Here is a 16,887-nt window from a genome sequence, read left to right as displayed (position 1 = left end):
CACCGCAGCCCGGGCTCGCCCATGTTCACGTTTCGTCCCGAGGATTATCCGTTTGGCCAAGGATCGCGCCCGTTACGTCTGCCAGGCCTGTGGCGGCGTCCACCCGAAATGGCAGGGCCGCTGCGATGCCTGCGGCGAATGGAACACCCTGCAGGAGGAAGCGGCCGCCCCGGTGCGCGGCCCCGGCCCGGCCGCCAAGCTGGGCGGCGGCAAGCGGGTCGAATTCGTCGGCCTGCAGGGCTCCTCCGCCCCGCCCGCCCGCATCCCGACCGGCCTGGCCGAGCTGGACCGCGTGCTCGGCGGCGGCATCGTCCCGGCCTCCGCCGTGCTGGTCGGCGGCGACCCCGGCATCGGCAAGTCCACCATCCTGCTGCAGGCCGCCGCCCGCATCGCCGCCGCCGGCCACCGCGCCCTGTACGTGAGCGGGGAGGAGGCGATCGAGCAGGTCCGCCTCCGCGCGCTGCGCCTGGGCCTAGAGAAGGCGCCGCTGGCGCTGGCCGCCGCGACGGCGCTGCGCGACATCGTCGCCAGCCTGGAGCAGGAGGAGGAGGTCGCGCTCGTCGTCATCGATTCCATCCAGACCATGTGGCTGGATGCGCTGGACAGCGCCCCCGGCACCGTGGCCCAGGTCCGCGCCTGCGCCGCCGAGCTGATCCGCCTCGCCAAGACCCGCGGCTTCGCCATGGTGCTGGTCGGCCATGTGACCAAGGAGGGGACGCTCGCCGGCCCCCGGGTGCTGGAGCACATGGTCGATGCGACGCTCTACTTCGAAGGCGACCGCGGCCATCAGTTCCGCATCCTGCGCGCGGTGAAGAACCGCTACGGCGCGACCGACGAGATCGGCGTCTTCGAGATGACCGAGCGCGGCCTGGTCGAGGTCCCCAACCCCTCCGCCCTCTTCCTCGCCGAACGCCGCGGCAACGTCTCCGGCTCGGCGGTCTTCGCCGGGATCGAGGGGACGCGGCCGGTGCTGGTCGAGGTCCAGGCGCTGCTGGCGCCTTCCACCGGCGGCAGCCCGCGGCGGCAGGTGGTGGGCTGGGACAGCGGCCGGCTCTCGATGCTGATGGCGGTGCTCGAATCCCGCTGCGGCCTGACGCTCGGGATGAACGACGTCTACCTCAACATCGCCGGCGGGCTGCGGATCAACGAACCCGCCGCCGACTTGGCGGTGGCCGCCGCCCTGGTCTCCGCCGCGACCGACCGGCCGACCGATCCCGAGACGGTCTACTTCGGCGAGGTCGGCCTCTCCGGCGAGGTCCGCCAGGTGGCACATTCCGAGGGACGGCTGCGGGAGGCGCAGAAGCTCGGCTTCGCCGCCGCCGTGCTGCCCCGCCGCGTCGCCCGCGGCGGCCGTGCCCCGGCCGCGCTCGATGGGCTGCGGCTGACCGAGATCGGGCACCTCGCCGACCTCGTCGCCCCCTTCGCCGGCAAGACGGTGAAGAAGGATGCCGCGCCCCGGGAATCCGCGAAACGGGAGCCCGCGAAAGCGGGTTGAGCCGGGGCCGGCACCGCCGCATCCTTCCCGCAACGAGGCCGGCGGCCACAGCCGGCGCGGAGGAACCCGCCCATGCCCATCGCCCATTTGCCAGTCGCCCGGCGCGCCCTGCTGGCGCTGACCCCGGCCCTGCTCGCCCTGCCGGCCCGTGCGGCCGGCTTTCCCGAACGCCCGCTGCGCCTCGTCGTCCCCTATGCCCCCGGCGGCAATTCGGACACCGTCGCCCGCCTCATCGCCCCCCGCATGGCGGAGAAGCTGGGCCAGCCCATGGTGGTGGAGAACCGGGCCGGGGCAGGGGGCAGCGTCGGCGCCCGCGCCGCGGCGCAGGCCAGGCCGGATGGCTATACGCTGGTGCTCGGCTCGAATGGCCCCATCACCGTCAATCCGCAGGTCCAGGCCAATCTCGGCTATGACCCGCTGAAGGACTTCGCCCCGATCGGCCTCGCCTGCCGCACGCCGCAGGTGGTGGCGGTGCACAAGGCCTTCCCCGCCCGGACCCTGGCCGAGTTCATCGCCTATGGTCGGGCGAACCCGGGCCGCATCACCGTCGGCTCCTCCGGCACCGCCAGCATCTCCCACCTGGCGATCGAGATGTTCAATGCCGCGACCGGCGCCGCGATGCAGCACGTCCCCTATGGCAGCGGCGGCGCCATGGCGCCCGACCTGGTCGCCGGCAACATCAATGCCTGCGTCACCGAGATCTCGACCGCGCTGCCCTTCCACCGCGAGGGCGCGATCCGCATCCTCGGCATCGCCTCGGCCGGCCGGCTGCCGGTGGCACCCGAGGTGCCGACGATCGAGGAGGCCGGCGTCCACGGCTACCGTGCCGCCGCCTTCATCGGCATCATGCTGCCGGCGGGCGCCCCGGCCGAGGTCACCACCCTCCTGGCCGCCGCCCTGGCCGCGGCCGTCGCCGACCCCATCACCCGCCAGCGCCTGGAGGACATGGGCAGCGAGATGGCCAGCCCGGCGGAGGCGACGCCGGAGGGCTTCGCCGCCTTCCTGGTGACCGAGAACGCCTGGACCCGCGACGCCGCCGACCGCGCCGGCCTCCGCCCAGGCTGAGGCTTCCATGCCGCCAGGGCGGTTAAGTCCCTATGCCGCCAGGGCGGGTAGGCCCTATGCCGCCAGGGCGGGACTGGGCCGCCGCCACGGCGCGTGGACACCCCTGGTGCCGGCGGCTATACCCCCGCGCACGATGACCTGGGTCGATGGTGTGGTTTTGGCGGTGCTCGCCGTATCGGCGGTACTCGCCTTCCTGCGGGGGCTGGTTCAGGAAGTGCTGGGGGTGGGCGCCTGGATCGGCGCTGCCTTCCTCGCACTCGTCCTGCGGCCGAAGGTCGTGCCCTGGTTCCAGGGCTCGGTCGATCCCCCCTGGCTGGCGGATGCCCTGGCCGCCGGCGCGGTCTTCCTCGTCGTCCTCATCATCCTCAAGCTGATCATCGGCTCGGTCGCGCGGATGGTGCAGAATTCCGTCCTCGGCGGCACCGACCGGGCACTGGGCCTGGTTTTCGGCGTCGCCCGGGGTGCCTTCCTGGTCATCCTCGCTTATATATTGGGTGGCATGGTTTTGCCGGCGACCGACCGATGGCCCGACCCCGTGCGTGAGGCGCGGTCCTTGCCCTTGGTCATCGACGGCGCCAATTGGCTGGTTGCCCATTTGCCTGCCGAGTATCGCCCGCGCGTGGCCGCCCCTCCGCTGCGCCCGGGACCGACACAGGAAGATTTCGAGCGGCCGCCTGCCCGCAACCGGACCTGAGGACACACCCCATGACCCAAGAGTCCCCGCGGCCTGCTGCCGACGACCAGCACGACGACGACAAATTCCACGAGGAATGCGGCGTCTTCGGCATCTGGAACACCAACGACGCCGCGGCGCTCACCGCGCTCGGGCTGCATGCCCTGCAGCACCGCGGGCAGGAGGCGGCGGGGATCGTCAGCCTCGATGAGGGCGGCATCTTCCACGCCCATCGCGGCCGCGGCCTAGTCGGCGACACCTTCTCCGATGCCAAGATCATGGCCTCGCTGCGCGGCCGCGCCGCCGCCGGGCACAACCGCTATGCGACCACCGGCGAGACCGCGCTGCGCAACGTCCAGCCCTTGTATGCCGACTTCGCCTTCGGCGGCTTCGCCGTGGCGCACAACGGCAACCTCACCAATGCGCTGGCGCTGCGCCGCAGCCTGGTGAACCGCGGCTGCCTGTTCCAGTCCACCACGGACAGCGAGGTCTTCATCCACCTCATCGCCATCAGCCTCTATTCCACCGTGGTGGACCGGCTGATCGACGCGCTGCGCCAGGTCCAGGGCGCCTACAGCCTGGTCGCGCTGCACGACGGCGCGCTGATCGGCGCGCGGGACCCGCTCGGCGTCCGCCCGCTGGTGCTCGGCCGGCTCGGCGGCACCGATGGCCAGCCGACCTCCTGGGTGCTCTGCAGCGAGACCTGCGCGCTCGACATCGTCGGCGCCGAATTCGTCCGCGACATCGATGCCGGCGAGATCATCATCATCGACGACAAGGGCGTCCACAGCATCAAGCCCTTCGGCAAGCAGGCTGACCGCTTCTGCATCTTCGAGTACATCTATTTCGCCCGCCCCGACAGCGTGGTCGAGGGCACCCCGGTCTACGAGACCCGCAAGAACATCGGTGCCGAACTCGCCCGCGAGAGCGGCGTCGAGGCCGATGTGGTGGTCCCGGTGCCGGACAGCGGCGTGCCGGCGGCGATGGGCTATTCGGTGGAAAGCGGCATCCCCTTCGAGCTCGGGATCATCCGCAACCACTACGTCGGCCGCACCTTCATCGAGCCGACCGACCAGATCCGCAACCTCGGCGTCAAGCTGAAGCACAGCGCCAACCGGCCGATGCTGGAAGGCAAGCGCGTCATCCTGGTCGACGACAGCATCGTCCGCGGCACCACCAGCAAGAAGATCGTCGAGATGGTCCGTGCCGCCGGCGCCAAGGAGGTGCACATGCGCATCTCCTCCCCGCCGACGACCCATAGCTGCTACTACGGCATCGATACGCCGGAGCGTGGCAAGCTGCTGGCCGCGACCCACGACCTCGAGCAGATGGCCAAGATCATCGGCGTCGACAGCCTTGCCTATATCTCGCTCGACGGCCTTTACCGCGCGCTCGGCAAGCCGGGCCGCGACGCGGCCAAGCCGGCCTATTGCGACGCCTGCTTCACCGGCGACTACGCCATCCCGCTGAGCGATACCCAGGCCAATACCGACCGCCAACTGTCGCTGCTGCAGGTCGGCTGATGTCCCAGGGCGCAGCGCGGCCGCTGGAGGGCTCGGTCGCCCTCGTCACCGGCGCCTCGCGCGGCATCGGCGCCGCGGTGGCGCTGGAGCTGGCCCGGCTCGGCGCGCATTGCGTGCTGACCGCCCGGACCCAGGGCGCGCTCGAGGAAATGGATGATGCCATCCGCGCTATCGGCGGCAGCGCCACGCTGTTCCCGCTCGACCTGGTGAAGGATGGCGAGAAGCTCGACATGCTCGGCCCCTCGATCGTCAGCCGCTTCGGCCGGCTGGATATCCTGGTGCATGCGGCCGGGCTGCTGGCGAAGCTGACGCCGGTCGCGCATATCATGCCGTCGGATTGGCAGCATACCGTCGCCACCAACCTCACCGCCTGCTGGCGGCTGATCCGCACCTGCGACCCGCCGCTGCGCGCCGCCCCGGCCGGCCGCGCCGTGGTGCTGACGGATGGGCTGGTCGCCGAGCCCCGCGCCTACTGGGGCCTCTATGGCTTCGGCAAGGCCGGGCAGGACCACCTCACCCGCTCCTGGGCGGCCGAGGTCGAGAGCACCCCGCTGCGGGTCAACCTGGTCGACCCCGGCCCGGTCGCCACCCGGCTCCGCGCCACCGCCATGCCGGGCGAGGATCCCGCCGGCCTGCGCCAGCCGGCCGATGTCGCCGCCGGCATCGCCGCGCTCTGCCTGCCCGCCGAGACGCGGCACGGGGCGGTCGTCAGCCTCCTCGCGTGAACTACCGCCACGCCTTCCACGCCGGCAACTTCGCCGATTGCTTCAAGCACGCCCTGCTGGTGCGGCTGCTGCGGTCCCTCGCCGCCAAGCCCAAGCCCTTCCGCGTGCTGGACACCCATGCCGGCACCGGCGGCTACGACCTGGACGCGCCGGAGGCCGCCCGCACCGGCGAATGGGAACGCGGCATCCTCCGCCTGCTGGATATCGAATCCGGCCCGCTCGCCGACTATGCCGAGCTGATGCGTGCGGCCGGCGCCCCACGGACCTACCCTGGCTCCCCCGCCATCATCCGCTCCCTGCTACGCGCCGAGGACCACCTGCTGGCCTGCGAGCTGCACCCGGAGGACCACGCCGCCCTCCGCACCCGCTTCCGCCACGACCCGCAGGTCGCCGTCCACCTGCGGGACGGCTGGGAGGCGCTGCGCGGCCTGACCCCCTTTCCGGAGCGCCGCGGCCTGGTCCTGGTGGACCCACCCTTCGAGCAGGAGGGCGAGTTCGAGCGCATGGCCGCGGGCATCGCCCTGGTGGCGCACCGCTTCCGCGCCGCCATCCAGGCCTGCTGGTACCCCATCAAGCACCGCGCCCCGGTCCGCGCCTTCCACCAGGCCTTGCGGGACGGCGGCACCCGGGACCTCATCGCCGTCGAGATCTGGCTGCGCGAGCCGACCGATGCGCAGCGGCTGAACGGCTGCGGCCTGCTGGTCGCCAACCCGCCCTGGCACTTCGCCGAGGAGGCCGGCGCCATTCTGCATGAGATGCTGGGCCTGCTCGGCGACCGCGAGGCGGGCGAGGGCTGGTCCGTCACCCGGGTCGCCGAGGAATAGCGGTGCGCATCGCGGTCCTCGGCGCCGGGGCCTGGGGCACGGCGCTGGCGGTGCAGGCGGCGCGCGCCGGGCTGCAGGTCTCGCTCTGGGCGCGCGAGGCGGAGCGTGCCGCCGCCATGGCCGCGACGCGGGAGAATGCCCGCCACCTGCCCGGCGTCACGCTGCCCGCCTCCGTCGCCCCGACCGCCGACCTCGGCATGGTGGATGGCGCCGCCTTCGTGCTGCTGGCCATCCCCGCCCAGCACCTGCGCGCCATCCTCGCCCGACTGCCATCGGCACCGCCGCCGTTGGTCATCGCCGCCAAGGGGGTGGAGCAGGGCAGCCTGCTGCTGCCGCTCGAGATCGCGGAATCGCTCCGCCCCGGCCCCACCGCCATCCTTTCAGGCCCGAATTTCGCGCGGGAGGTGGCGCTCGGCCTGCCCGCCGCCGCCGTGGTCGCCAGCCGCGACGCCGCGCTGCGGGACCTCGTGGGCCGGCTGCTGGGCACCACCGGCTTCCGGCTCTATGGCGGCGACGACCCGATCGGCGTGCAGGCCGGCGGCGCGGCAAAGAACGTCATCGCCATCGCCGCCGGCGCGGTCATCGGCGCCGGCCTCGGCGAGAATGCCCGGGCGGCGCTGGTGACGCGCGGCCTCGCCGAGCTCTCGCGGCTGGCCGTCGCGCTCGGCGGCCGGGCGGAGACGGCGGCCGGCCTTTCCGGCCTCGGCGACCTGCTGCTGACCGCGACCGGCCCCAGCAGCCGCAATACCGCCCTGGGCATGGAACTGGGCCGCGGTCATAGCCTGGCCGAGGCCCTGACCGGCAAGGTCAGCGTGGCCGAGGGTGCCGCCACGGCACCCGCCCTGGTCGCCCGCGCCGCCGCGGCCGGGGTGGAGATGCCGATCTGCGCCGCCGTCGCCGACCTGCTGGCCGGCGGGCTGACGGTGCCGGAGGCGATGGGCCGGCTGCTGGCGCGGCCGCGACGAGACGAGTAACAAATTTTATGTTATGAATTAAATATGATCGATTCCCTGCAGCCTCTCCTCATTGCCGTCTCATCACGAGCTTTATTTTCTCTTGAAGATGAGAATAATGTATTCGATGCAAAAGATGACGCTCCTTATATGGAGCTGCAGCTGGGAAAATTAGATAAAGCGGCTGAGCCTGGCGTGGCGTTTCGACTCGTACAAAAGCTGCTTCAACTTAATGGCCAATCAGAGCGGCGTGTTGAAGTTGTTTTGCTGTCCAGGAATGATCCTGTCAGCGGGCTTAGAATTTTCAATTCATGCAAGGCGCATGGACTTAATATTGAGAGAGGTATTTTTACGCGCGGGCGATCACCATTTGGCTATGCTCGAGCGTTCGGGGCCAAACTATTTTTGTCTGCAAACCAAAGTGACGTACGAGATGCTTTGGCTTGTGGCATTCCTTCAGCACAAGTGGCACCGCGAGCGATGCACGATAATAATTCAAATCCAAATGAAATTCGGATCGCGTTCGACGGTGATGGAGTATTATTTAGCGATGAAGCTGAAGCTATATTTAAGGCAAGTAAGCTTGAGGGATTTTATGCGCATGAAAGTGCAAAAGCATTTGAGCCTCTACCAGCTGGCCCGTTACGTCCACTGCTAGAAGCAATGCACCAACTTAAGGAGATGCAGTCAAAACATACGCCAATCCGCATCAGGCTTGGCTTGTTCACTGCAAGGTCGGCTCCAGCGCATGAGCGTGCCATACGCACATTAATGGCATGGAAAATTCGGCTCGATGAGGTCGCCTTTCTTGGGTCGGCGACAAAGGCGCCCTTTCTTGAAGATTTCGGTCCGGATATTTTCTTTGACGATAGCGTCAGGCATATCGACCCGGCAGCGTCCCTAATGGCAGCGGGACATGTCCCTTACGGTGTAAATAATCCTCTTCCCATCAGCGATTAGACGAAACCCCCACCTGCCGGCATTGCCGCAGCAGCAGGCAGGTCGAGCACCGCGGCCGCTCCCCGGTGCAGATGAACTTGCCGAAGGGCACCAGCCTTTCGTTGATCTCGATCCAGTAGCGCTCCGGCAGCACCGCCACCAGCGCCCGCATCGTCCGCTCCGGCGTATTGGCCGCGACATAGCCCCAGCGGTTGACGATGCGATGCACGTGGATGTCGACCGAGATCGCCGGCACCCCGAAGCCGACGCCGAGCGTCAGCGCCGCGATCTTCGGCCCGACGCCGCGCAGCGCCATCAGCCCCTCCGCCGTATCGGGCACCGCGCCGGCCGCGGCGATGCTGCGGGACAGCGCCAGGATGTCGCGCGCCTTGGGCTCGGGAAAGGTGGCGCCATGCAGCAGGTCGACCAAGGCCGGCTCCTCCAGCGCCGCCATCGCCGCCGGGGTGCGGGCCACGGCAAACAGCCGCAGGCAGACCGGCGTGGTGGTCTCGTCGCGGGTGCGGGCCGAGATCAGCGCGGCGACGAGCTGCTCGAAGGGCGTGCCGTGGCCGCGGTCGCGCAGCTCGAACATCGCCGCCTTGGGCAGCGGCGCGACGGCGTCATGCAGCAGGCCGAAGACCACGTCGATATCGAAGGGGTCCTTGGCGGGGAGATCCTCGGGAGGCTGGGGCATCCGGCCTGAACGCCCGGCGCCGCCGCCGGATCACCGCCCCAGCGCATCGGCGGTGACCGCCGCCAGCTCCTCCAGCCGATAGGGCTTGGGCAGCAGGGCGATCCCCGCCGCCTCGGCCTCCCGCTTGGCGGGGCCGGCATAGGCGGTGGTCAGCACCACCGGCAGCCCGGGATGGCGGCCGCGCAGCTCGCGCGCCAGCTCCACCCCGTTCATGCCGCCCGGCATCAGCACATCCGAGAAGACCAGGTCGATGGACCGCCCATTGGCCAGCGCTGCCAGCGCCGCCGCGGCACTCGCCGTCCGCGTCACCTGGAAGCCCAGCTCCGCCAGCATCTGGCCGACCACGGTGGCGACCTCGTCGTCATCCTCGACCAGCAGCACATGGCCCTGCGTCCCCGGCGGCCCCATCCCGCGCAACTCGCCGGTCGGCCGCGCCTCCGTCTGGGGCAGCCCGGCCGAGCGCGGCAGCAGCAGCTCGATCGTGGTGCCGCGGCCGACCGCGGTATCGATCCGCACCGTCCCGCCGGATTGCCGGGCGAAGCCATAGACCTGCGCCAGCCCCAGCCCGGATCCCTTGCCGATATCCTTGGTGGTGAAGAAGGGCTCGAAGACCCGCGAAACCACCTCGGGCGGCATCCCGGTCCCGGTATCGATCACCGCGAGGCGGACGAAATCGCCATGCAGCCCATCGGCATGCCAGCCCGGCAGGTTGGCGGCGCGGATCTCGATGGTGCCGCCATCCGGCATGGCATCCCGCGCATTCACGGCCAGATTCAGGATCACCAGCTCCAGCTCGCCGGGGTCCACCTCCACCGGCCAGAGCCCGGGCTCGAATTGCAGCGCGACATGCACGTCGCCGCTGAGGCTGCGGTCCAGCAGCTCCCGCATGCTGCCGATCTGCCGGCGCAGGTCCACCGCCTCCGCCCGCAGCGCCTGGCGGCGGGAGAAGGCGAGCAGCTGCCGCGTCAGCGCCGCGCCGCGCCCGGCCGCCTGGCGCATCCCCTCCATCAGCCGCCGCTGCCGCGCCGGATCCTTCTGCCGGCCGAGCATGTCGAGCCCGCCGGAGATCACCATCAGCAAGTTATTGAAATCATGCGCGACGCCGCCGGTGAGCTGGCCGATCGCCTCGATCCGTTGGGCATGGCGCAGCGATTCCTCGACCCGCTCCCGCTCGGCGATCTGCTCGCGCAGCTCGGTATTGGCCGCCCCCAGCTCCTGCGTCCGGGCCACCACCAGCTCCTCCAGCCGGCGGGCGGCATCCTCCCGCTCGGCCAGATGCGCCTGCACCTCGTATTGCCGCCGCCGGGCGCGGACCGCGGCCTGGATGGTGCTGGTCAGGGTGATGGCCTGCACCGGCCGCTCGAGCAGGGAGACATTGCGCAGCGAGGCCACCAGCGCGCCGCGCGCGGCAACCACCGTCGGCTGCTGCCGATGGCTGGTCAGCACCACGAAGGGCATGTCCGACCAGGGCGGCTGCCGGTCCACCCAGGCCAGCAAGGTCTCGATCGGCTGCAGGTGCAGGGCTTCCTCCGCGACGAAGGCGGCCTCGGCGCCCTGGTCGAGCCCGGCGATCAGCGCCGCGAGATCCTCGCAGACCAATGCATCCAGCCCGGCCCGGCGCAGCAGCCCGACCGAGGCCGGACCGTCCCGCCCGGTCGGGGCGAGCACCAGCACCCGCGGGGCGCCGGGCTCAACCGGGGTCTGTGGCATCGTCGTCCAGCAGCATCCCGCGGGTCCCGGTATAGACCGGCGTGCCGCTCAGAACCCCGCTGAAGTGCCGCAACGGCTGGCCGACGGCGAGGCCGCGGCTGCCGAGCTGGAACTCGCGGATCGCCCGTTCATGCTGGCCGCTGCGCTTCTTCACGACCGAGAGGGCGCGGCGGACCAGGCCCTCGTGCTCGAAGTAGCGCAGCATCAGCACGGCATCGCTGAGGTAGCTGAGATCGACCGGCGTCTGCATCGGCCCGACCAGCCCATGCTGTGCCAGCACCAGCACCGTCAGCACGCCGAGCTGGTTCAAGGTGCTCAGCAGCTCATGCATCTGCAGCACCAGGAAGCGCTCGTCCGGCATGGCGCTGAGATAGCCGTTGAGGCTGTCGATGACGACGACCCGGACATCCTCGACCTCGACCGCGCGCCGCACCCGATGGGCGAATTCGCCGGGCGACAGCTCCGCCGGGTCCACCTGCTGGATGCTGACCAGCCCCGAATCCACCGCCCCGTGCAGAGGCAGGCCGAGCGAGGCGGTCCGCGACAGGATGGTGGCCCGCCCCTCGTCGAAGGCATAGACCGCGGCGCGTTCGCCCCGTGTCGCTGCCGCCATGACGAAGCTGAGCGCGATGGTGGACTTGCCGACGCCGGCGGCACCCAGCAGCAGCAGGCTGCTGCCGCGTTCCAGCCCGCCGCCCACCATCGTGTCCAGCTCCGCGCTGCCGCTGGAGACCATATCGGCGGGGAAGGCCTTGCGATGCTCGGCCGCGATCAGCCGGGGGAAGATCTCCAGCCCGCCGCGCCGGATGTTGAAGTCGTGGAAGCCGCCGCGGAAGGGCATCCCGCGCATCTTCACCACCCGCAGCCGCCGCCGCTCGCTGCCGTAATCCACCGCGACCTGTTCCAGCATCACCACGCCATGGGCGATGGAATGCAGCTGCAGGTCGTCGCTCTTCGAGGACATGTCGTCCAGCATCAGCACGGTGCAGCGCCGGCCGGTGAAGAAGTGCTTCAGCGCCAGGATCTGCCGGCGGTAGCGCAGCGAATTCTGTGCCAGCAGCCGCAGCTCCGACAGGCTGTCGAAGACGATGCGGGAGGGGTTGAGCGCGGCGACCCGGTCGAAGACCAGCTGCGTCGTCTCGTTCAGCTCCATCTCGGCGGGATGGAAGACCGTCAGCTCCCGGTTGGGGTCGAGGCTGGACTCCGGCGGCACCAGCTCGAAAACCTCGACGCCGTCGAGGCTCCAGCCATGCCGTGCCGCCACCAGCCGCAACTCGCGCTCGGTCTCGGAGAGGGAGATATAGAGCACGCCTTCGCCGAGGCGGACGCCGGCCAGCAGGAACTGCAGCGCCAGCGTGGTCTTGCCGGCACCCGGCCGGCCCTCGCAGAGATAGAGCCGGTCCCCGTCGAAGCCGCCGCCGAGGATATCGTCCAGCCCCTCGCTGCCGGTCGAGATGCGCGGCGGGTCATCCTCATCCGTCATCGGTTCATGCCGCGGAGAGTCATGCCACGGGGGCTCCTGCTGCGGGTCAGCCATTCCGTCTCCCTTGCGCCCGGCAGCCTGTCCCAGTTCGGATCATGCCGTAACCCCCCAGGTTGAGCACAACCATGAGGCGAGCGTGTGGCGGGCCTACAACTTTCCGCCATCGGCAGGGCCGGGCCTCGCCGCAGAACGTATTGGCCGCAGCCCGGGTTCCGGCCTAGCCGTCGAGCCCGGGCAGCCACTCCGCATCCGGCCCACCGCCACGGCGGCCGGTGGCCCGCTTCGCCGCCTCGGCGCGGCGGCGGATCAGCTCATCCAGCAGCCGGTCCATGGTCTGCCACATCGGCTCATCGCCCAGGCGTTCCGCCAGGACGAAGCGATGCGCCGCGAGCGTCACGTTGAGCGTGCCCCGGGTCGTCTCTGGCCGCGGGTTGCGCATCTGGAGCAGGACCTTCTCGACCTCCTCCGGCGGCACGCCGAGCTTGGCGGCGATGGCCACCGGCGCATGGCCCTGCCGGCGCAGGGTGCGGGCCTTGCGGGATTCCTGTTCGGTCAGGGCGATACTGGGCCGCAAGGCCTGGGTGATGCGCGACATCTCGCCCGAGCCGGTGCCCGGAGGCTTGCCCTTGAATGCCATCCCGCCTTCCCTGGAGCCCCGCCGCCCCTATTCCGCCGCCTGCTGCTGGTTCGCCCCCGGTGCCGCGGGGGGGGGCGCCCCGAGCCCCGTCACCGGCGCCGGCAGGGTACCCGGCCGCCGCACCCGCAACCGCCGCACCCGTCTGGGATCGGCCTCCAGCACCCGGAATTCAAGCCCCGAGGAATGGGAGACCAGCTCCCCCTTGGCAGGCACGCGCCCGGCCAGGGTGAAGACCAGCCCGCCCATGGTATCGATGTCGGAGGCGCGCTCCTCCTCGGTCAGCACCGGGCCCAGCATGGCCTCGAAGGCCTCGACCGGGGTGCGGGCGTCCAGCTCGATGCTGCCATCCGGCTTCTCCACCATATGCGGCGGCCCCGGCTCGTCGTGCTCGTCGGAGATGTCGCCGGTGATGGTCTCGACCAGGTCCTCGATCGTCACCAGCCCGTCGATCCCGCCGTATTCGTCGACCACCAGCGCCATGTGGATCCGCGCCTGCCGCATCTGCAGCAGCAGGTCGAGCACCGGCACGCTGGGCACCACGAACAGCGGCTTCCGCAAAATGGCCTTCATGTCGAAGGACGCATCGTTGCCGACACTGGCGAAGACGTCCTTGATGTGGACCATGCCGACGATCTCGTCGAGCTGCTTGCGGAAGACCGGGTAGCGGCTGTGGCCATCCCGCTGGATCAGCCGGATCGCCTGCTCCAGCGTATAGTCCTCCGGCATCGCCATGATATCGGCCCGCGGCAGCATGACGTCGCCCGCGGTCTTGTCGCGCAGCTTCAGCACGTTGCCGAGCAGCGCCCGTTCCTGCGCATCGAGGTCGGTGCCGCGCTGGCCGGGTTCCGCCACGCCCTGCGGCAGGTGCGGCTCCTCGATCAGCTCCTCCATCCGGTCGCGGACGCTCTCGGCCTCCCGCTTGCGGAGCAGGCTCTGCAGCCGCCACATCAGCCCGTCGCGGCCATTGCCATTGGCGGCGCTCATGCCGCGGCACTCCGGCCGCCGGCACTGCGCCAGGGGTTCGGCAGCCGCATCCGGTGCATGGCCCGGGCCTCGGCCTGCTCCATCCGCCGGGCCTCGCCGACCTGGATATGGTCGTGCCCGATCAGGTGCAGCGTGCCATGCGCCACCAGATGGGCGAAATGCGCCGCCGGCCGCTTGCCCGCGGCCAGCGCTTCCCGCCGCACCACGCCCAGCGCCAGGGCGATATCGCCGAGCTGGCCGGGCATGCCGGCGGGAAAGCTCAGCACATTGGTCGGCTTGTCCTTGCCGCGATGCTCGGCATTCAGCCGGCGCAGCGCGCGGTCATCGGTCAGCAGCACGGTGATGGCGCCCTCGGCACCAGCCTCCCGCAGCACCGCCGCGGCGGCCCGCCGGGCCAAAACCTCGGCCCGCGGCAACAGGCGCCGCCAGGCGGGGTCGGCGATCACCACATCGACCGCCACCGAAGCGGCGGTCATGTCCTCGTCCCACATCCCGAAAGCCGGATGGAGGGGGTCCTCCGCATCCAGGCCTTCGGGACGACTACTTTCCGGTTCCATCGCGTTCCTTCTTGGGCCCCCGGCCAGCCTGCTCCGCAGCCTGTCCATCCGCCCGCCCGTAAGCCGCAACGATCCGCGCCACCAAGGGGTGCCGCACCACGTCGCGTTCGTCGAAGCCGGCCACGCCGATGCCCGGCACCCCATCCAGGATGCGGAGCGCCTCGCTCAGCCCGCTTTTCTGCCCCGCCGGCAAATCGACCTGGGTCGGGTCGCCGGTGATCACCATCCGTGTCCCTTCCCCCATGCGGGTCAAGAACATCTTAATCTGTGCCGGCGTCGTGTTCTGCGCCTCGTCCAATATCGCATAGCAATGGGCGAGGGTCCGGCCCCGCATGAAGGCCAGCGGGGCGATCTCGATCTCCCCCGAGGTGATCCGCCGCGCGACCTGTTCCGCCGGCAGCATGTCGTGCAGCGCGTCATACAGGGGGCGAAGATAGGGGTCCACCTTCTCCTTCAGGTCGCCGGGCAGGAAGCCCAGGCGCTCCCCGGCCTCAACCGCCGGGCGGGACAGCACAATGCGGTCCACCCGACCGGCCTGCAGCAGGGCGACGCCCTGAGCGACCGCCAGATAGGTCTTGCCGGTGCCGGCCGGGCCGATGCCGAAGACCATTTCCTGCCGCGACAGCAGATCGATATAGGCGGCCTGTGCCGGCGTCCGCGGGGCGATCGCCGCCTTGCGGGTACGGATCTCCGGCCGGTCCTGCAGCGGCAGGCGCGGATCGTTCTCGGCGCCGCCTTCGGCCATGCGCAATGCTGCCTCCACTTCGGCCGTGCCCACCGGCTGGCCCTTTTCCAGCCGCCGCCACAAGGACCGCAACGCCGCTTCCGCCACTTCGGTCTGCTCGGACGTGCCGCCGATGGTCAATCGGTTGCCGCGCGACCCGAGCCTTATCCCCAATCGCTGCTCGATCCGCGCCAGATGACGGTCGTGTTCCCCGTACAGCAGGGGAAGCAAGGCGTTGTCGTCGAATTGCAGCGTCACGGTGCGCTGGTCCGGCGAGGTTGGGGGAGGGGAAGCCGGCCGTGCGGCGCGGCCTTCCCCGGCGCGGAAGACGATGGGGGCGTTGTTCAAGCGGGCGCGGGCTCCTCTGCTCGAAGGCTTGTTTTTGGCTGGCTCGGGTCATGCCCCGCCCCGGCGACCCCGGCCTGGGTCACCAGCGTGCCGGAGAGGGAATTGGTATGCGCCGCCAGGATGCGCACCGGCGCCACATGGCCGATAAGCGACGAATCGCCCAGCAGATGCACCGGCTGCAGCCAGGGCGACCGGCCCATCATCTGGCCCGGATGCCGCCCCGGCCCGGTGAACAGCACCGGGAAGGTCAGCCCGACGCGGGACGCATTGAAGGCATCCTGCTGGTCGCGCAGCAGGGCCTGCAAAGCCTGCAGCCGGCCATCCTTCTCGGCTTCCGCCACCGGCAGCGGCGCCGCCGCGGCCGGGGTGCCCGGGCGGGACGAGTACTTGAAGCTATAGGCCATGGCGAAACCGGTCTGCTCGATCAGCGCCATGGTCGCGGCGAAATCGGCCTCGGTCTCGCCGGGATGCCCGACGATGAAATCGGACGACAGCGCAAGATCAGGCTGCGCCCGCCGCAGCCGGTCCACCACCCGGCGGAACTCGGCGGCGGTATGGCCGCGGTTCATCGCCGCCAGCACCCGGTCGGAGCCCGACTGCACCGGCAGGTGCAGGTAGGGCATCAGCGCCGCCAGCTCGCCATGCGCGGAGATGAGATCGTCGTCCATGTCGCGCGGATGGCTGGTGGTATAGCGCAGCCGCAGCAGGCCGGGCGTCTCCGCCAATTCGCGCAGCAGCCGCGCCAGCCCCCAGGTCGCGCCACCCGGGCCTTCGCCGTGATAGGCATTCACGTTCTGCCCAAGCAGCGTGATCTCCCGCGCCCCGGCGGCCACCAACCGCTTCGCCTCGGCCAGCACCGCCGCCACCGGGCGCGAATACTCGGCACCGCGGGTATAGGGGACCACGCAGAAGGAGCAGAACTTGTCGCAGCCCTCCTGCACCGTCAGGAAGGCGGTCACGCCCTGGCTCGCGGCCGGCACCGGCAGGTGGTCGAATTTCTGCTCGACGGGGAATTCGGTCTCGATCACCGCCCCCGCCGCCCGGCTGGCCCGCGCCACCATCTCCGGCAGCCGGTGATAGGTCTGCGGCCCGAGCACGATATCCACCCAGGGGGCACGCGCGGCGATCTCGGCGCCCTCGGCCTGGGCGACGCAGCCGGCGACCGCCAGCACCAGGCCCTGGCCCGCCGCCTCGCGGTCGCGCTTGACCAGCCGCAGCCGGCCGAGCTCGGAGAACAGCTTGTCCGCCGCCTTCTCCCGGATGTGGCAGGTATTGAGGATGACCATGTCGGCCGTCTCGGCGCTCTCGGCCGGGGCATAGCCGAGGGGGGCCAGCACATCCGCCATGCGGGTGCTGTCGTAGACATTCATCTGGCAGCCCCAGGTGCGGATGAACAGGCGCTTGCGCCCCGGGCCACCCGCAGAACCGGCGCCCTCCGAAGACTCCATCATGCCCGCAACCCGCTCCACTTCCCTGGCCGCACCTCCGACGCCGCGGCGTCGGCCCCGCTTGCGCAGATGCGCAGGCGATGCCTCCGGGTCAAGCGGCGAAGG

Annotated in this window: 16 protein-coding genes; 8 read left to right on the top strand and 8 right to left on the bottom strand. The window is 70.4% G+C overall.

Annotated elements, in window-relative coordinates; genetic code table 11:
- Positions 1-52 precede the first annotated feature (52 nt).
- The 8 genes from radA to AC0IW9_RS18975 all read left to right on the top strand — a co-directional run bounded on the left by radA (position 53) and on the right by AC0IW9_RS18975 (position 8,218).
- On the top strand, positions 53-1,495 hold the full coding sequence (gene radA / locus AC0IW9_RS19010; RefSeq protein ID WP_471649864.1) for a DNA repair protein RadA: 1,443 nt from the start codon (positions 53-55) through the stop codon (positions 1,493-1,495).
- A gap of 72 nt (positions 1,496-1,567) precedes the next feature.
- Positions 1,568-2,560: a Bug family tripartite tricarboxylate transporter substrate binding protein gene (locus AC0IW9_RS19005; protein ID WP_471649863.1), complete on the top strand. Its 993-nt coding sequence runs from the start codon at positions 1,568-1,570 to the stop codon at positions 2,558-2,560.
- Positions 2,561-2,693: 133 nt separating this feature from the next.
- On the top strand, positions 2,694-3,254 hold the full coding sequence (locus AC0IW9_RS19000; RefSeq protein ID WP_471649862.1) for a CvpA family protein: 561 nt from the start codon (positions 2,694-2,696) through the stop codon (positions 3,252-3,254).
- Positions 3,255-3,265: 11 nt separating this feature from the next.
- Positions 3,266-4,756, top strand: a complete 1,491-nt coding sequence (gene purF, locus AC0IW9_RS18995) for an amidophosphoribosyltransferase (protein WP_471649861.1) — start codon at positions 3,266-3,268, stop codon at positions 4,754-4,756.
- Positions 4,756-5,481, top strand: a complete 726-nt coding sequence (locus AC0IW9_RS18990) for an SDR family NAD(P)-dependent oxidoreductase (protein WP_471649860.1) — start codon at positions 4,756-4,758, stop codon at positions 5,479-5,481. Before purF ends, AC0IW9_RS18990 begins: the two co-directional genes overlap by 1 nt.
- The gene (locus AC0IW9_RS18985; protein ID WP_471649859.1) at positions 5,478-6,305 is read left to right on the top strand and encodes a 23S rRNA (adenine(2030)-N(6))-methyltransferase RlmJ; all 828 of its coding nucleotides are present in this window, start codon (positions 5,478-5,480) and stop codon (positions 6,303-6,305) included. Before AC0IW9_RS18990 ends, AC0IW9_RS18985 begins: the two co-directional genes overlap by 4 nt.
- 2 nt (positions 6,306-6,307) lie before the next feature.
- The gene (locus AC0IW9_RS18980) at positions 6,308-7,279 is read left to right on the top strand and encodes an NAD(P)H-dependent glycerol-3-phosphate dehydrogenase (RefSeq protein ID WP_471649858.1); all 972 of its coding nucleotides are present in this window, start codon (positions 6,308-6,310) and stop codon (positions 7,277-7,279) included.
- A gap of 24 nt (positions 7,280-7,303) precedes the next feature.
- Positions 7,304-8,218: a 5'-nucleotidase gene (locus tag AC0IW9_RS18975; RefSeq protein WP_471649857.1), complete on the top strand. Its 915-nt coding sequence runs from the start codon at positions 7,304-7,306 to the stop codon at positions 8,216-8,218.
- On the opposite strand, the gene AC0IW9_RS18970 is transcribed toward AC0IW9_RS18975, so the two are convergent.
- The 8 genes from AC0IW9_RS18970 to miaB all read right to left on the bottom strand — a co-directional run bounded on the left by AC0IW9_RS18970 (position 8,208) and on the right by miaB (position 16,785).
- On the bottom strand, positions 8,208-8,891 hold the full coding sequence (locus AC0IW9_RS18970; RefSeq protein ID WP_471649856.1) for an endonuclease III domain-containing protein: 684 nt from the start codon (positions 8,889-8,891) through the stop codon (positions 8,208-8,210). The two genes, AC0IW9_RS18975 and AC0IW9_RS18970, sit on opposite strands and share 11 nt — an antisense overlap.
- Positions 8,892-8,921: 30 nt before the next feature.
- The gene (locus AC0IW9_RS18965; protein ID WP_471649855.1) at positions 8,922-10,601 is read right to left on the bottom strand and encodes an ATP-binding protein; all 1,680 of its coding nucleotides are present in this window, start codon (positions 10,599-10,601) and stop codon (positions 8,922-8,924) included.
- Positions 10,582-12,084, bottom strand: a complete 1,503-nt coding sequence (locus AC0IW9_RS18960; protein WP_471649854.1) for an ATPase domain-containing protein — start codon at positions 12,082-12,084, stop codon at positions 10,582-10,584. Before AC0IW9_RS18960 ends, AC0IW9_RS18965 begins: the two co-directional genes overlap by 20 nt.
- Positions 12,085-12,301: 217 nt before the next feature.
- Positions 12,302-12,721, bottom strand: coding sequence for a hypothetical protein (locus tag AC0IW9_RS18955; protein WP_471649853.1), 420 nt, complete (start codon positions 12,719-12,721; stop codon positions 12,302-12,304).
- Positions 12,722-12,748: 27 nt separating this feature from the next.
- Positions 12,749-13,705, bottom strand: a complete 957-nt coding sequence (locus AC0IW9_RS18950) for a hemolysin family protein (RefSeq protein WP_471649852.1) — start codon at positions 13,703-13,705, stop codon at positions 12,749-12,751.
- A complete protein-coding gene (gene ybeY, locus AC0IW9_RS18945; RefSeq protein WP_471649851.1) occupies positions 13,702-14,181 on the bottom strand; it encodes an rRNA maturation RNase YbeY in 480 nt (159 codons plus the stop codon). The genes AC0IW9_RS18950 and ybeY overlap by 4 nt, the downstream gene beginning before the upstream one ends.
- 64 nt (positions 14,182-14,245) lie before the next feature.
- The gene (locus tag AC0IW9_RS18940; protein ID WP_471649850.1) at positions 14,246-15,334 is read right to left on the bottom strand and encodes a PhoH family protein; all 1,089 of its coding nucleotides are present in this window, start codon (positions 15,332-15,334) and stop codon (positions 14,246-14,248) included.
- Positions 15,331-16,785, bottom strand: coding sequence for a tRNA (N6-isopentenyl adenosine(37)-C2)-methylthiotransferase MiaB (miaB, locus tag AC0IW9_RS18935; protein ID WP_471649849.1), 1,455 nt, complete (start codon positions 16,783-16,785; stop codon positions 15,331-15,333). The genes AC0IW9_RS18940 and miaB overlap by 4 nt, the downstream gene beginning before the upstream one ends.
- Between the last annotated feature and the right edge of the window lie 102 nt (positions 16,786-16,887).

This window comes from Belnapia sp. AC561, from assembly GCF_979252845.1.
The sequence above is the reverse complement of the archived record's forward strand: the minus strand, read 5'-3'. Positions and strand labels throughout refer to the sequence as shown.

Bases quoted from the DNA above. Each gene is read 5' to 3' on its own strand.
- AC0IW9_RS19005 (WP_471649863.1), top strand. From the start codon at position 1,568: ATGCCCATCGCCCATTTGCCAGTCGCCCGGCGCGCCCTGCTGGCGCTG.
- AC0IW9_RS19000 (WP_471649862.1), top strand. From the start codon at position 2,694: ATGACCTGGGTCGATGGTGTGGTTTTGGCGGTGCTCGCCGTATCGGCG.
- purF (WP_471649861.1), top strand. From the start codon at position 3,266: ATGACCCAAGAGTCCCCGCGGCCTGCTGCCGACGACCAGCACGACGAC.
- AC0IW9_RS18990 (WP_471649860.1), top strand. From the start codon at position 4,756: ATGTCCCAGGGCGCAGCGCGGCCGCTGGAGGGCTCGGTCGCCCTCGTC.
- AC0IW9_RS18975 (WP_471649857.1), top strand. From the start codon at position 7,304: ATGATCGATTCCCTGCAGCCTCTCCTCATTGCCGTCTCATCACGAGCT.
- AC0IW9_RS18970 (WP_471649856.1), bottom strand. From the start codon at position 8,891: ATGCCCCAGCCTCCCGAGGATCTCCCCGCCAAGGACCCCTTCGATATC.
- AC0IW9_RS18965 (WP_471649855.1), bottom strand. From the start codon at position 10,601: ATGCCACAGACCCCGGTTGAGCCCGGCGCCCCGCGGGTGCTGGTGCTC.
- AC0IW9_RS18960 (WP_471649854.1), bottom strand. From the start codon at position 12,084: ATGACGGATGAGGATGACCCGCCGCGCATCTCGACCGGCAGCGAGGGG.
- AC0IW9_RS18955 (WP_471649853.1), bottom strand. From the start codon at position 12,721: ATGGCATTCAAGGGCAAGCCTCCGGGCACCGGCTCGGGCGAGATGTCG.
- AC0IW9_RS18950 (WP_471649852.1), bottom strand. From the start codon at position 13,705: ATGAGCGCCGCCAATGGCAATGGCCGCGACGGGCTGATGTGGCGGCTG.
- ybeY (WP_471649851.1), bottom strand. From the start codon at position 14,181: ATGACCGCCGCTTCGGTGGCGGTCGATGTGGTGATCGCCGACCCCGCC.
- miaB (WP_471649849.1), bottom strand. From the start codon at position 16,785: ATGATGGAGTCTTCGGAGGGCGCCGGTTCTGCGGGTGGCCCGGGGCGC.